Below are 13,541 nucleotides of genomic sequence, written 5' to 3'. Positions count from 1 at the left end.
GCGATGTCAAATGAGCTAGAGGCTTTTATAGAGTACGTAAGTGTTATAAAGGCTTTAAGTAAAAAGAGCGTTCAGGCTTATAGCAGTGATCTCTCGGCGTTAGAGGAGAGTCTGGGTAAGCCTCTAATAGAGCTTGACTCTGCATCGCTCTTTAGCGCTCTAGGCAAATATAAAAACAGAAGAACGCTCAACAGAAAACTCTCCTCAGTAAACGCCTTTTTTGACTTCTGTTACAAAAACAGATTTTCAGATGAAAAGACAAAACTAAAATTCTCAAAAATCCCAAAACTTCTTCCGAAGTTCCTCTCCTACAAAGAGATCCAAAACGGCTTGAATCTTATTGACAAAAGCACAATTACAGGACTTCGTGACTATGCGCTCATCCTTTTTTTATATGCATCAGGCACAAGAATAAGCGAATGTCTGGCTCTAAAAAGAGAGGATATTGAGGGCGAGTGGCTTCATGTCAGACACGCAAAGGGAGAGAAAGAGCGAATGGTTCCAATCGCAAAGGTCGCTATTAAAGCTCTGCAGAGTTACTTGGATGAGAAGAAGAGAGATGACGGAGTTGTTTGGTCAAACTACAAGGGTACAAGACTAAGCCGTATCTCCGCATATAAGATCACTCAAAAATACTTGGGAGTATCTCCGCACGTTCTGCGCCACTCCTATGCTACTTCGCTGATATCCGGCGGAGCAGATCTGCGTGTCGTTCAAGAGCTTTTAGGGCACGCTTCTCTTCTGACGACGCAGATATACACACACATTCAAAAGCAGGACCTCAAAGAGACTCTCGAGGTGTGTCACCCTATGGCAAAAGAGATTCTATGAAGAGAGTAAAGAACACTTTTTTCTCAAGAGAATTTTTAGAATCACTCTTTTTTGTGCAAAACAAGTGGCATCAGCATGGAGTTTTGGTGCATACTCTTCGGGTTTTATACCATATCTTAAAAGCGGGTGAGTTCAGATTTTTTGCAGCGGGAGTTCTTCACGATATAGGCAAGCCCTGCTGTGCATACAAAAAAGATGATGAGGATGTAGAGTTTGGCGAATACAGCTTTACGGACCATGAAGAGAGAAGTTACGAGATAATCAAAAATTGGCCGTTTATAAGCGATTATACAAAACAGATCGTACGTTACCACTACCTAATAAGAGATATTAAAAAGAGCAAAGAGGAAGATCCGCCCAGATATGAGATTAAAAAAAAGATATGGGATGGTCTTGATCTGGTTCTAAAAAAAGATCTGGAGAAATTTTTGATGTATGATGATTTGGGAAAAGGAAAAAAAAGAAGATGAGCCTCCATCCAAAATTAGCACAAATGTAACAAAAAGTGTATAAAATTTATATTTATTTAAGTTAAAGGTTTGTGATGAAAAAATTTACACCTATTTTTATTTTACTTCTCTTTGTTGGGATAATAACGTCAATATTTTTCTCTTTGGCATCAGGCAAAAGGATGATAGTAGTAAAGGATGGGAATCTTAAGCAGCTGCCGATTGAGATGGAAGTTGGCATCTACCAAGACAGCGATTGCGGAATGGTAATTGATGAGTTAAAAGACGCCTCTCAGGTTATTATAAAAAGCGGAAAAACTTGGTTTTTTCATGACCACGGCGGATTTGTCAAATGGCTTGAAGATAAAGAGTTTAGAGAGAGTGCGAAAATATGGGTTATGAGCAGAGACACGAAAAGATGGATAGATGCAAAAGAGGCTTTTTACTCGTTGCGAGATGAGACTCCGATGGGTTACGGTTTTGGCGCTTATGAAAAAAAAGCAGATGAGTTTGTTGATTTTGATACAATGCGTCTTAGAGTTTTAAGAGGTGAGACCTTGCAAAATCCTGCAATTAGAAAACAGCTTTTAGGAAGATAGAAAAAGAGAATGGAAACCGTAAATATTTTAAGCATTATCAGCATCGCTTTTTTGGGCTCGTTTGGGCACTGCATAGGGATGTGCGGCGGCATAGTATTGGCTTACTCGACCATAAAGATCGATCCTAAAAGTTCCAAAGTCTCACAATCAACCGCTCATCTGCTCTACTCTCTTGGCAGGGTTTTTACCTACTCTGTTTTGGGTGCGATTTTTGGAGCACTAGGCGGAGTTGTGACCTTTAGCAATACTGCAAACGGCATAATGCTCATTCTGGCGGGTATAGCTATGGTTTTAGCGGGTCTCTCTTTGATGGGCAAGATAAAGTTTCTCACACTTATAGAGCACTCCTTCTCTTCATCACCGCTCTATAAAGATATATTTAAAAGGGTTTTAAACTCAAGGTCAAACTTTAGCTTTTTTACTCTCGGTATGCTAAACGGTCTCTTGCCGTGCGGATTTGTATACTTTTTTGCAATAACTGCGGCAAGTACGGCAAGTCCATTTTATGGCGCTTTAGTTATGGCAATATTTGGTCTTAGCACTATTCCTGCAATGTTTTCGCTTGGGTTTTTAGCATCACTATCAAGCGCTATGAACTTTAGAAATATGATGATGAGCCTTTCTTCATTCGCGGTGATAATCTACGGTATATACACCCTTTACGACGGATATGACTATATAGTCAGAGCTGAAAAAACATTGACAGAGTGCCACACTAAGTAAATTTTATTTTTAAACTGCTATAATAGATGCTAAAAAAAAGGGTATAACTTTGAAAAGTTCAATTATTGATGGCATAAAATCACTCCCCCCTCTCTCTACTACTATCATAGAGATAAACAGAATTTATGCCGATGAGAATTCGACTATAAAAGATATGGCAAAAGCTATAGAACATGACCCTATGATCATTGCCAATATTCTAAAAATAGCAAACTCTCCGCTTTACGGATTTGGAAGAGAGATTAAAAATGCCGCTCAGGCGGTAAGCCTTTTTGGAATGAATATGACCCGTTCAATAGCGATAGGCAACTCGATCAAAAAACTTTTAAATGTTGATATGCAGCCATACTGTATCACGTCAGAAGAGTTTGCAAAGATATCTTCACTTCAAGCTGCATTGATGTTTAGCTGGTACAAAAAAGTAGATAGACGCAAAGCAGAAGAGCTCTACCTTGCTGCTTTTTTGCAAGAGACAGGAAAGATTCTCATTGCCAGTGAAGTGATTCAAAATGATGAGACGATCAGCTTCTCAAGTGAAATTGAAAATTCCAACAATATCGCAATGGTCGAGAAAGCCTACTCCAACGCAACGTGTGGAGAGGTTACGGCACTGGTGTTTAAACATTGGGGATTTGATTCTAATTTTATTGAGATGATAAAGTACTCAGATAATCCAGCTGCGGCACCTGATAGTATAAAAGAGTACTCAATGGCTCTAAATATAGTAAAAACGATAGTGCCCGTAAATAAACCATTCTCTGATATGTCTATTAATTTTGGTCTTAAAAAAGCTGCAGATGCAGGGTATGATGTTGCTCTTTTAGAAGATGCTATCTCTCATGTTGCGGACAAGTCAGAGGAATGAGCAAAACAGTTACAATAATTGACACGTTCGGTTTCTTTTTCCGCAGTTTTTACGCTCTTCCGCAGTATCTTAAAAACAGCCAAGGGTTTCCTACAGGACTCCTGACAGGCTTTACAAACTTTATCTCCACTCTTCAAAAACAGCATGACAGCGATTATCTTATATTTGCTATTGACTCAAAAGGTCCAACTTTTAGAAATGATATAGATTCAAACTATAAAGCACACAGAGTAGCTCCTCCAGAAGAGCTTATGATGCAGCTTCCGATCGCTATTGAGTGGATAGACAAGATGGGGTATAAGACCCTTGGACGCGTAGGTTACGAGGCGGATGATATAATCGCTACCGTTGTGCATTTTGCAAAAGATAAGGGTTATAACGTAAGGGTTGTCTCTCACGATAAGGACCTTTTTCAGCTGATAGATGACGGTAAAGTAGTACTGGTAGATGCCATAAAGAAAAAAGTGATGGATGAGGATGCCTGCTTGGAAAAGTACGGTATATCTCCAAAACAGTTCATAGATTATCAGGCTATTTTAGGCGACTCTGCAGATAATATCCCCGGCGTTAAAGGGATAGGAAAAGTAGGGGCCGAGAAGCTTTTGGTAGAGTATAAAACCCTCGATAACATCTACGCAAACATAGACGAAGTAAAACCTCCCGGTATTCAGAAAAAACTCATAGAGTTTAAAGCAGACGCTTATAGGTCTAGAGAGCTTGTAACTCTAAGAGAGGATGCGCTGGATAGTTTTGACTTTGAAGATTACAAGATGGATGTCGAGCACCCTTTTTTAAACATCTATGACGAACTTGTAAAGTATGAGCAAAATGCGATACTAAGAACTCTGCAGGCAAAAAAGATGGTTAGTGACGAGACGCACCAAAGAGCGGTCGAAAAAATAGAGACACAGATACAGAGCGATAAAAAAATCGACTTTAAAACAACTTTGATAACGGATGAGAAGGAACTTAATAGAGTCCTTGGCTCACTGGACAAAGAGAGTGTTGTCGCATTTGATACGGAGACAACAGGGCTTGATTATGAGAGTGACTCTCTGGTCGGTTTTAGCTTTAGTTTTGAGCATAATGAAGGGTTTTATGTTCCGATTGCCCACTTTTACCTTGGAGTGCCCGAGCAGATAAGCCGTGACGCGGCTGCAAAAGCGATAAAGAAGATATTTGAGTCACGCGTGGTAGGACACAACATAAAGTTCGATCTGCATTTTGTCTGCAGATTTTTACAAGAGAGCAAACTGGCTATTTTTGCAGACTCTATGATCCTTGCATGGCTTGTAGATCCTGAGGGAGGACTCTCTTTGGACAAACTCTCTGACAAGCTTTTAAATCATCAGATGCTCTCATATAAAGATACGGTAAAAAAAGGTGAGACATTTGCGGGCGTTGCTCTTGAAGATGCGTGTAAATATGCCGCAGAAGACGCAGTGATAACTCTGAAGCTTTATCATCTTCTCTTGGAAAAATTAGAGGCTCAGGGTGCAAAGCATCTTATAAAAGAGGCAGCAGAGGTCGAGTTTCCTTTTATTCAAACGCTTCTTACAATGGAGAGAGAGGGGATCGCTCTTGACAGTGCCTTTTTAGAGAAGTTTTTGGTTGAGGTCAAAGAGACTCTGGGCGACTTGACTGCCAAGATATATGCTTTGGCAGGCAGAGAGTTTAACATAAACTCAACGCAGCAGCTGGGCGTTGTACTTTTTGAGGATATGGGTCTTCCTACCGGCAAAAAAACAAAGACCGGATACTCGACAAATGAGCAGGTTCTAAGTTTGTTAAAAGATGAGCATGAGATAATTCCTCATCTTTTGGAGTACCGCGAGGTCTATAAACTCTTCTCTACATATATTGAGCCGCTTCTCAAACTTGCAAGCACAGATAAAGAGGGGCGTATCCATACATCTTTTGTCCATACTGGAACGGCTACGGGAAGACTTAGCTCAAAGAACCCTAACTTGCAGAATATTCCGACAAGAACAAAGCTTGGCACAAAAATAAGAGAAGCGTTCATCGCGCCAAAGGGTAAAAAACTTATCGGTATAGACTACTCTCAGATAGAGCTTAGACTTCTTGCGCACTTTACAAAAGATGAGGTGCTTGTAGATGCATTTAAGAGCGACAAAGATATACACCGCCAGACCGCGGTTGCTCTCTTTGGCGAGGATGCGGCGGATGCAAAAAGAAATATCGCCAAAACGGTAAACTTCGGACTTCTTTACGGAATGGGGCAGAAGAAACTCTCCGAGACTCTTGGCATAACAACAAAAGAGGCTAAAGAGATAATAGAGAAGTACTTTAACAGTTTTCCGAGTGTCAGAGCCTATTTCCGTCAAATAGTCGAAGATTCTAAGGAGATGGGATATGTAGAGACTCTTTTGGGGCGCAGAAGATACTTTGACTACAAGAACGCTGCGCCTATGTTTAAAGCGGCTTATGAGAGGGAGTCTGTAAATACAGTTTTTCAGGGAAGTGCAAGTGACCTTATAAAACTGAGTATGAACAAGATACATAGAGTAATAGAGGATGAAAAACTTGATGCCAAAATGCTTCTTCAGATCCACGATGAACTTATATTTGAGGTAGATGAAGAAAAAGCAGACTCTTTGGGAGAGAGATTTAAAGAGATCATGCAAAGCATTATGGAGCTAAATATCCCGCTAAAGGCCAGTATGAACATCGGAGACAACTGGAGCGAGTTAAAGTAGCCTCGGATGTTAAAGCAGTATAAAGAGGCCATTGAGAAGAGCAATATAATCTCAAAAACGGATGTAAACGGAATAATAACGTTCGTAAACGATGAGTTTTGCGCGATCAGCGGTTACTCAAAAGATGAACTGCTTGGCAAGAACCACAACATCGTAAGGCATCCTGATGTAGCTAAGGAGAAGTTTGCTCTTCTTTGGGAGACCATAAAAAACAGAAACATATACAAAGCTACCGTTAAAAACCTTGCAAAAGACGGCAGCACATTCTACGTAAACACCACGATAATCCCCATACTTGATGAGAGCCAAAATATAGCCGAGTATATAGCCATTAGATACGACGTGACAAAAGAGATGCTTCTAAGAGAGGAGCTTATAAAAAAAGAGGCGCAGTATGAGGAGCTAAACAGAAGTTTAGAGAAGAGGGTTGAGGAGCAGACCAGAGAGTTAAAGGAGCTGAATCAGACCCTCGAAGAGCGTGTGCAGGAGGAGATAGTAAAGAACGAAGAGCGGCAGCGTATGATGTTCTGGCAGTCACGCCACGCAAGTCTTGGTCAGATGCTCGCAAATATCGCCCATCAGTGGAGACAGCCGCTAACAGAGCTCTCTTTGGCTATGTTCAATATAAAAAAAGCGCTTCAAAACAGTAATGAAGAGGATGTTAACAAGTTCTATCTGGAGAGCAAACATATTATAAAAAACATGTCTGAGACCATAGATGATTTTACAAATTTTTTTTCTCCCGATAAGGAGAAGTATTATTTTAATATAAGTGAGAGCATCCAAGAGTCGATTGTACTTTTAGAGAACATGATAAATGATGAGATGATAATAATAAAGACGGATTTTGAAGATATTGAGGTATTGGGGATTACAAACGAACTTACACAGGTCATTATAAACCTTATAAACAACTCAAAAGATGCCTTTATCCATAACAGTATTCTTCTTAGAGAGATAGCTATAACTACAAAAAAAGAGAACTCTTTTGCCGTAATCGAAGTGCAGGACAATGCAGGCGGAATAGCTAAAGATAATCTGGAGAAGATATTTGAGCCATATTTTACGACAAAGCACAAAAGCCGTGGAACGGGCTTGGGGCTCTTTATGTCAAGAATGATCTGTGAGCAGGGACTTGGCGGAACTCTTGATGTTAAGAGTAAAAAAAACTCTACTACATTTAGCATAAAAATTCCATTGAGGTAATATGAAAAACAGAGCGTTAAAAGAGATTAAGGTTTTACTTGTAGAGGATGAAGAGAATCTTGCAAGGCTTTTAAAAGATGCTATAGGCGATAACTTTCACAGCTTTATAGTTGCTGTTGACGGGGTAGAGGGGTTGGAGCTCTTTAAAAAAACAAAACCTGATATTGTCATTACCGACATTATGATGCCGCGTCTCTCAGGGCTTGATATGGCAAAAGAGATAAAGCAGATAAGTCCAAAAACACCGATCATAATACTTAGCGCATTTAGCGAGAAAGAGAAGCTCTTTAGCGCCATAGACATCGGGATAACAAAATACTTTTTAAAACCTTTTGATCCTGATGAGGTTTTGGAGTATATAGGAGCTATAACGCCAAAGCTCGGTAAAAAATCTATAAAACTGGGCGATGGATTCATTTTTAACAAGGGTACAAGTTCTCTCTATAAAAACGATAGATATGTGCCGCTCTCTAAAAATGAGACAAAGTTTTTGGCTCTTTTGCTTGAGGGTAAAAACAGAGTCGTTGATGACAACGAAATAAAAGAGAGTTTATGGGGCGAAGAGGTAAGCGATGAGAGAGTAAGAACATTTATTAGAAGATTTAGAGCCAAAACCTCAAAAAAATTGATAAAAAATGTAAAAGGTGTCGGCTATCAGCTCTCTTTTAACGAAAGTTAGTTCTCTCTATTTTTGGTTTATAATGCGGGTCTTCACCCTCAATGGTCCATAGTTTTTTGCTAAGGTAACTCACCCCGTCATGAAAATTCTCATCCACATGCTCCCAGAAATCAAGCTCTGCAAACTCTTTTTTAAGCAACTCTTTTTCATACTCAAAACTTTGTATACTACCCAGTTTGGGCACGGCAATAGTACTGTTTGTCTCAAGATTTGCCAAAACCCACAAAGATAAAAACTCTTCGCTGCAGTGAATTAAAACATTGCTTGCATACTCTTCAAAATCTTTGTATCCGCTAAGTTCAAAGAGTTCTATGACAAGAGATACCGTCTCATGCAGATGAACAAAGGGAACCATTGAGAAGAGTTGTCGTCCAACCGATGCTCCGTTTGAGTGTAGAGCGCCGAGAAATATTCTAGCTCCCCCTTCGGTATCTCCGAAATTGTTCGTCTTAAGACCTATAAGACCTATGTCGGTATGTCTATGTCTGCCGCAACCCTTTGCGCAACCAGAAAAACCTACTTGTATGCGATGTTCATTTATCTTATCAAGCGGAAGGTAGGATGTCTCATCTTTGATGCTCCAAACGGCGTATGGGCAGAGATTTCCTGCGCATGCGACGATCGTCTCGCTGAGCGCTTGTGATCTTAGAGGAGAAGAGGGCTCTTTTAATCCTAAAAGATAGATGTTTTGGTCTATTCCAAATCTTATTTTGAGGCTGTTTTTCGTCGCAAAGTCGGCAATCTCTTTTATCTCGTCTGTCTTGAGTCTAGAAAAATCTGTTTGGTAGCAAAAAGCGTAGGTGCCGTCTTTGAGTTTGTGAAATTCACTAAACTCCTTTTTCTCAAGTATCAATTCGCCTTGGCTTTGAAAATCTTTTTTGTACTCTTTTTTAATGTAAGCTTTGAGTCCCTCCATCCCAATATCTTCGATCATATGAAAGATGCGTGTTTTAGCGCGTGAAAATCGTGAACCGTGAAGATAAAATGCCTCTACAAAAGCTTTAAAAAAATCAAATACTTCATCTTTGAGTAAAAATATATCTGCGCTCTTTGCGACTTCGGTGTTTTTGCCGCCCATATATACGTTAAATCCGAACACACCATCTTTTTTAGCAAGTGCAAAATATATGTCATTTGCAAAAAATGAGGTGACATTCGCGCGGTTACCCGATATACCGACCGAGACACGGCGGGGAAGCATTCCCACATAACGCGGATTTTTTATGATGTAGTCGTGCATCTGCACAACTATAGGGTAAGTCTCTATCTCGCTAAACTCTCCGCACCCGTCATAAGGGTCGGTAACTATGTTCCTAACGTTATCGCCGAAACTCTGCCAGGTTGTGACTCCAAGAGCGTTTATGCGTTTATGGATATCCAATACATCATCTACGTCTACGTCGTGAAGCTGTATGCCGGATCTTGCCGTTAGTATAATGGTCAAGTCATACTCATCTACGATGTCGGCTATCTCTTGAAACATCTGGGCACTTATCTCTCCGCCGGGGATGCGTATGCGTATGGTAAACTCATCCTCTAAAAAATTGGTGTTGAATATCCCAAAATCTTGAAGATAGAACCTGTCAGCTTCATTTAGACTCTCGAAATCTATATTATCGAAATCTTTGTAGTAGTCAATGGGTCTTAGTTGAGCCTTGTAACGCTCTCTTTTGTTCAGCTTATTTTCCATGCCTGTATTCTACCTAATAATTAAAATAAATTCTCTTGATATTGGTCATTTAATTCTATTTGGTATTAGTATTCTTTTTCTAGTTAAAATACATTTTCTTATATTAAAGGATTGGCAAATCATGAAAAAATTACTTCTACTATCCTCACTCTTTACATCTATTATTTACGCACATGAGTGCAGATATACACTTAATATCGATATAGATACGAGTAAGGGAGAGCTTGAGGGCAGAGCTCTCATCTCTAGCGACCATCCAACGATAACGCTGCTTGATACACAAGCAAATATATCAGAGATAAAAGGGGCATCTCTAAGTGTTCAAAACAATATTCCCACTCTTGTAAAAAAGAGTGAAGATGTGGATGTTGAGATACTGTTTACGCATAAGTTCAATCTGGTTAATTCAGATGTTGTACTGCTTGAGAACTGGTATCCAAAAGTTGATATGATGTGTAAATATGAAACAGTTGTCTCAAATCCTGAGATGATCTCAATAGTCGAGGCTACCCAAACTAAGAAAAAAGATGGCGTTACTACTTTTATCTTTGATTATCCGCTTGATAGAGTAAATATTGTAGCGTCTAAGGATTATAAAATTAACTCCGTAAATACAAAAAGCGGTTTAAAACTATCTACATACTTCTACTCTGACAACCAGCAATTGAGAGAGAATTACTTTAAAAAGAGCGAGGAGTACTTTGAGCTTTACAAAGAGCTCTTCGGCTTTTTACCATACAACAACTTCTCGATCGTAGAGACACAGTTTCCGGCAGGCTACTCTATGCCGACATACACTCTCATCGGCAAGCAGATAATAGACAAAGAGTATATTTTAGAGAGCTCACTCGGGCACGAGATAGCTCATCAGTGGTTTGGAAACTATGTTTATGCTCCATATAAAGGAAACTGGGTTGAGGGGATGACTACCTACTATGCCGACTATCTCTATGCCAAAAAAGCGAAAAAAGAGGTCGAATATAGAAAAGATATGCTTATAAAGTATGACTCTTACGTAAATGCACATAATGAAATAGCGCCTATTGATTTTGAGCATAAAACACAAAATTCAAAAAATGCCATAGGTTATGAGAAGGTGGCTTTTTTCTTCTATATGCTGGAGCAAAAGATAGGAGAGAAGGCATTTGATGAGGGAACAAAGACGCTGCTTCAAGAGTATGCTTTTAAAACCGCTGCCTATGAGAATTTAAAAGAGATATATGAGAAGAGCTCAAATCAAAAACTAGACAACATCTTTAAAAACCTGATCTATGAAAAAGGGGCGTTGGATTTCAGTATAAGCAACACAAGTCTGATGTTTGTAGAGGATAGATATGTTCTTGAGTTTGATATTGTAAGCAACAACAAGGCGGAGTTTATTCCAATCTCTATATGTTCAAACAAAGAGTGCCTGACCACTAAAATAGACCTAAGCAGTAAAAAACAGCGTTTTGAACTCGATATTGAACCTACAAAAATTGTCATAGATGAGAATTATGAGCTCTTTAGAAGGCTTAATCCTCTTGAAACACCTCCCGTTATCTCTAAAATTATCGAGGGCAATGCCCTTGTTGTTGTAGATAGAGCAGATGAGGAGAAGTTCTCAAAGTTCAAGATGATATTTAAAAATTTCAAATATGCCGATGAGGTGAAGTATGAGGAGCTTAAATCCAACAATATATTTATCTTAGGCGCGAAAAACTCTCTTTTAAATCAGATATCTATTCCGTTTGAGATGCAGGGGGATGCAAAGATAGAGATATTTAAAAATCCTCTAAACGGCGCCTATGTCGCTGCGGTATTTGAGATGGATAAACTATCAAGATCTATATTTTACAGATTGAGACATCTTGGTAAATACTCCACCGTTGTTTTTGAAGATGAAAAGATCGTGCACAAATCAACAAAAGAGTCTCAAAACGGGATAGTTTATAATATAAATGCCGACTCCTACGCAATAAAACCTGCCGTTGAAAACCTAAACGACATAATCGATGAGATGGCAAAAAAGAGGGTTGTATATATCGGAGAGCAGCATACAGAGTTCTCAAGCCATCTAAATCAGTTAAAGATAATTAAAGCTATGTATAGACAAAACCCGAAACTAGCAATCGGAATGGAGATGTTTCAGCAGCAGTTTCAAAAGCATCTTGATGATTTTATAGCAGGCAAGATCAGCGAAAAAGAGATGATAGTAAAGACAGAGTATTTCAAAAGATGGAAGTACGACTATGAGCTCTACCGTCCGATCATACTTTTTGCAAAGGAGAAGCGTATTCCTATCGTAGCTCTTAATATTGACAGAGAGATCACAAAAAAGGTTGTAAACGGAGGGTTTGATTCGCTCTCAAGCGAACAGCTTGAAGTGATCCCGGATTCTATTGATTTTGAAAACCCGAAGTATGTCGAGCAGTTAAGAGGGATATTTGGTATGCACCAATCAAAGAGCTTTAAAAATTTTGACGAGTTTTACCATGCACAGCTTCTTTGGGATGAGTCGATGGCTGAAAATATGGTAGAGTTTATGAATAAGAATCCCGACTACTCAATGGCAGTTTTAGCCGGCAACGGACATATTATGCACGGTCACGGAATTCCAAAAAGAGCTCACAGAAGAGGGATCGCGGATTATACAATAGTGCTAAACCACACAAACCCTGAGCCGGGAATAGCGGACTATCTTCTCTACCCATCAGCAGTAACGACACAAAAAGCAAAAAAACTGGGCATCTATTTTGAAGATAATGAGAAGTTAGAGGTGAAAAAACTGGTTGATGATTCACCCGCACAAAAAGCCAAAATAGAGCCGAAAGACAGAGTAGTTGCAATTGACGGAAATAAAGTACAGAGTATATATGAGGTTAAAACCGAGCTCGCTTTTGCCAAAGATTCACTGAACGTAACTCTGATGAGAGGCTCTGAAAAAATAGAGGTCAGTGTAGACTTGGAGTAAATTAGAAGTTATCTAAAGCTAACTTCTAAAGTGTCATGCAGAAGTGTTCTCTCAAACTTGCTCTTTGGAGCGTTGAGCCCTGCAATATTTTCTCCTGTGTCTAAAAACTCCTGAATATAAAAAAGGGTTTTATAGCCGCGCTCTTTTAGGTCAGCCATGATGTCATTCACGTCTGCCGCATCGAGCAGGTCTGCATGAAGGGTCGTCCTTGCTTCAAACTCTATATCTCTCTTTATTAGATAGTCAAGCGTTTTAGAAAATTCGTCAAACTTGTTTGAGTGCGTTATTTGAGTGAATTTTGCTTTTGGCGCTTTGTAGTCGAGTGCAACATAATCCAAAAGATCTTCTTCAATAAGCTCTTTAATATGCAAAAAGTTCGTACCGTTGGTATCTAGCTTTATCTTAAAGCCAAGCTCTTTTATCTTGCGGCAAAACGGCACTAAGTCATACGATGATGCCTCTCCGCCTGATAAAACAACCGCTTCGAGAAGATTTACTCTTGTTTTTAGAAAATCGAGAATGTCGTCGTAGCTATATTTGCCATCTTTGGCAAAAACTATATCTTTATTGTAGCAGTAATCGCAGCGCATATTGCACCCACTAAACCACACTATGCATGATAGATGGTCTGGATAATCCAAGTGGGTGAATGATGTCAAATCATAGATAACCTTAGCACTCAGCGAACTGTTTTCTCTGTTTGTGCTCACCGGTTTTACCTACGTTGAAACTCTCTACAGGTCTGTGATAACCCATAACTCTTGTGTAAACGATACATTTTTGTCTTCTCTCTTTCAACATAGCCAAAGCTTCGTTTTTACTCATCTTT

12 protein-coding genes are annotated in these 13,541 nt (G+C 39.4%); 9 read left to right on the top strand and 3 right to left on the bottom strand.

Annotated features, from left to right (window positions below):
* Nucleotides 1-3 precede the first annotated feature (3 nt).
* The 8 genes from FCU45_RS05660 to FCU45_RS05625 all read left to right on the top strand — a co-directional run bounded on the left by FCU45_RS05660 (nt 4) and on the right by FCU45_RS05625 (nt 8,069).
* A complete protein-coding gene (locus FCU45_RS05660) occupies nt 4-831 on the top strand; it encodes a tyrosine-type recombinase/integrase (protein ID WP_137013189.1) in 828 nt (275 codons plus the stop codon).
* Nucleotides 828-1,301 (top strand): HD domain-containing protein, encoded by a 474-nt coding sequence (locus FCU45_RS05655; protein ID WP_137013187.1) that lies wholly within the window; start codon nt 828-830, stop codon nt 1,299-1,301. Before FCU45_RS05660 ends, FCU45_RS05655 begins: the two co-directional genes overlap by 4 nt.
* A gap of 74 nt (nt 1,302-1,375) precedes the next feature.
* A complete protein-coding gene (locus FCU45_RS05650; RefSeq protein ID WP_188109206.1) occupies nt 1,376-1,879 on the top strand; it encodes a hypothetical protein in 504 nt (167 codons plus the stop codon).
* A 9-nt stretch (nt 1,880-1,888) separates the two neighbouring features.
* A complete protein-coding gene (locus tag FCU45_RS05645; RefSeq protein ID WP_137013183.1) occupies nt 1,889-2,602 on the top strand; it encodes a sulfite exporter TauE/SafE family protein in 714 nt (237 codons plus the stop codon).
* 49 nt (nt 2,603-2,651) lie between these two features.
* On the top strand, nt 2,652-3,467 hold the full coding sequence (locus FCU45_RS05640) for an HDOD domain-containing protein (protein ID WP_137013181.1): 816 nt from the start codon (nt 2,652-2,654) through the stop codon (nt 3,465-3,467).
* Nucleotides 3,464-6,184, top strand: a complete 2,721-nt coding sequence (gene polA, locus FCU45_RS05635) for a DNA polymerase I (protein WP_137013179.1) — start codon at nt 3,464-3,466, stop codon at nt 6,182-6,184. Before FCU45_RS05640 ends, polA begins: the two co-directional genes overlap by 4 nt.
* 6 nt (nt 6,185-6,190) lie before the next feature.
* Entirely contained in the window at nt 6,191-7,390 is a 1,200-nt protein-coding gene (locus FCU45_RS05630) for a PAS domain-containing sensor histidine kinase (protein WP_137013177.1), read from the top strand.
* 1 nt (nt 7,391) lies between these two features.
* Nucleotides 7,392-8,069, top strand: a complete 678-nt coding sequence (locus tag FCU45_RS05625; protein WP_137013175.1) for a response regulator transcription factor — start codon at nt 7,392-7,394, stop codon at nt 8,067-8,069.
* Here the strand turns inward: FCU45_RS05625 and FCU45_RS05620 are convergent.
* Nucleotides 8,056-9,759 (bottom strand): nitrite/sulfite reductase, encoded by a 1,704-nt coding sequence (locus FCU45_RS05620; RefSeq protein WP_137013173.1) that lies wholly within the window; start codon nt 9,757-9,759, stop codon nt 8,056-8,058. The genes FCU45_RS05625 and FCU45_RS05620 overlap by 14 nt on opposite strands.
* A 121-nt stretch (nt 9,760-9,880) precedes the next feature.
* Here FCU45_RS05620 and FCU45_RS05615 point away from each other — a divergent pair, with 121 nt between their 5' ends.
* Entirely contained in the window at nt 9,881-12,712 is a 2,832-nt protein-coding gene (locus FCU45_RS05615) for a ChaN family lipoprotein (RefSeq protein ID WP_170175833.1), read from the top strand.
* A gap of 8 nt (nt 12,713-12,720) precedes the next feature.
* Here the strand turns inward: FCU45_RS05615 and FCU45_RS05610 are convergent, their stop codons facing one another.
* Together FCU45_RS05610 and nrdD are read right to left on the bottom strand one after the other, a co-directional pair.
* Nucleotides 12,721-13,422, bottom strand: coding sequence for an anaerobic ribonucleoside-triphosphate reductase activating protein (locus FCU45_RS05610; RefSeq protein WP_137013169.1), 702 nt, complete (start codon nt 13,420-13,422; stop codon nt 12,721-12,723).
* A complete protein-coding gene (nrdD, locus tag FCU45_RS11810) occupies nt 13,385-13,537 on the bottom strand; it encodes an anaerobic ribonucleoside-triphosphate reductase (RefSeq protein WP_137013167.1) in 153 nt (50 codons plus the stop codon). The genes FCU45_RS05610 and nrdD overlap by 38 nt, the downstream gene beginning before the upstream one ends.
* Nucleotides 13,538-13,541 lie beyond the last annotated feature (4 nt).

This window comes from Sulfurimonas crateris (assembly GCF_005217605.1).
GTDB classification, from domain to species: Bacteria; Campylobacterota; Campylobacteria; order Campylobacterales; family Sulfurimonadaceae; genus Sulfurimonas; species Sulfurimonas crateris.
Note: the sequence above shows the minus strand (reverse complement) of the source record. Positions and strands in the feature narration are given on the sequence as shown.

Excerpts from the sequence above, each read along its gene's own strand:
- FCU45_RS05625 (WP_137013175.1), top strand. The coding sequence starts at position 7,392 with ATGAAAAACAGAGCGTTAAAAGAGATTAAGGTTTTACTTGTAGAGGAT.
- FCU45_RS05615 (WP_170175833.1), top strand. The coding sequence starts at position 9,881 with ATGAAAAAATTACTTCTACTATCCTCACTCTTTACATCTATTATTTAC.
- FCU45_RS05660 (WP_137013189.1), top strand. The coding sequence starts at position 4 with ATGTCAAATGAGCTAGAGGCTTTTATAGAGTACGTAAGTGTTATAAAG.
- FCU45_RS05645 (WP_137013183.1), top strand. The coding sequence starts at position 1,889 with ATGGAAACCGTAAATATTTTAAGCATTATCAGCATCGCTTTTTTGGGC.
- nrdD (WP_137013167.1), bottom strand. The coding sequence starts at position 13,537 with ATGAGTAAAAACGAAGCTTTGGCTATGTTGAAAGAGAGAAGACAAAAA.
- polA (WP_137013179.1), top strand. The coding sequence starts at position 3,464 with ATGAGCAAAACAGTTACAATAATTGACACGTTCGGTTTCTTTTTCCGC.
- FCU45_RS05655 (WP_137013187.1), top strand. The coding sequence starts at position 828 with ATGAAGAGAGTAAAGAACACTTTTTTCTCAAGAGAATTTTTAGAATCA.
- FCU45_RS05620 (WP_137013173.1), bottom strand. The coding sequence starts at position 9,759 with ATGGAAAATAAGCTGAACAAAAGAGAGCGTTACAAGGCTCAACTAAGA.
- FCU45_RS05650 (WP_188109206.1), top strand. The coding sequence starts at position 1,376 with ATGAAAAAATTTACACCTATTTTTATTTTACTTCTCTTTGTTGGGATA.
- FCU45_RS05630 (WP_137013177.1), top strand. The coding sequence starts at position 6,191 with ATGTTAAAGCAGTATAAAGAGGCCATTGAGAAGAGCAATATAATCTCA.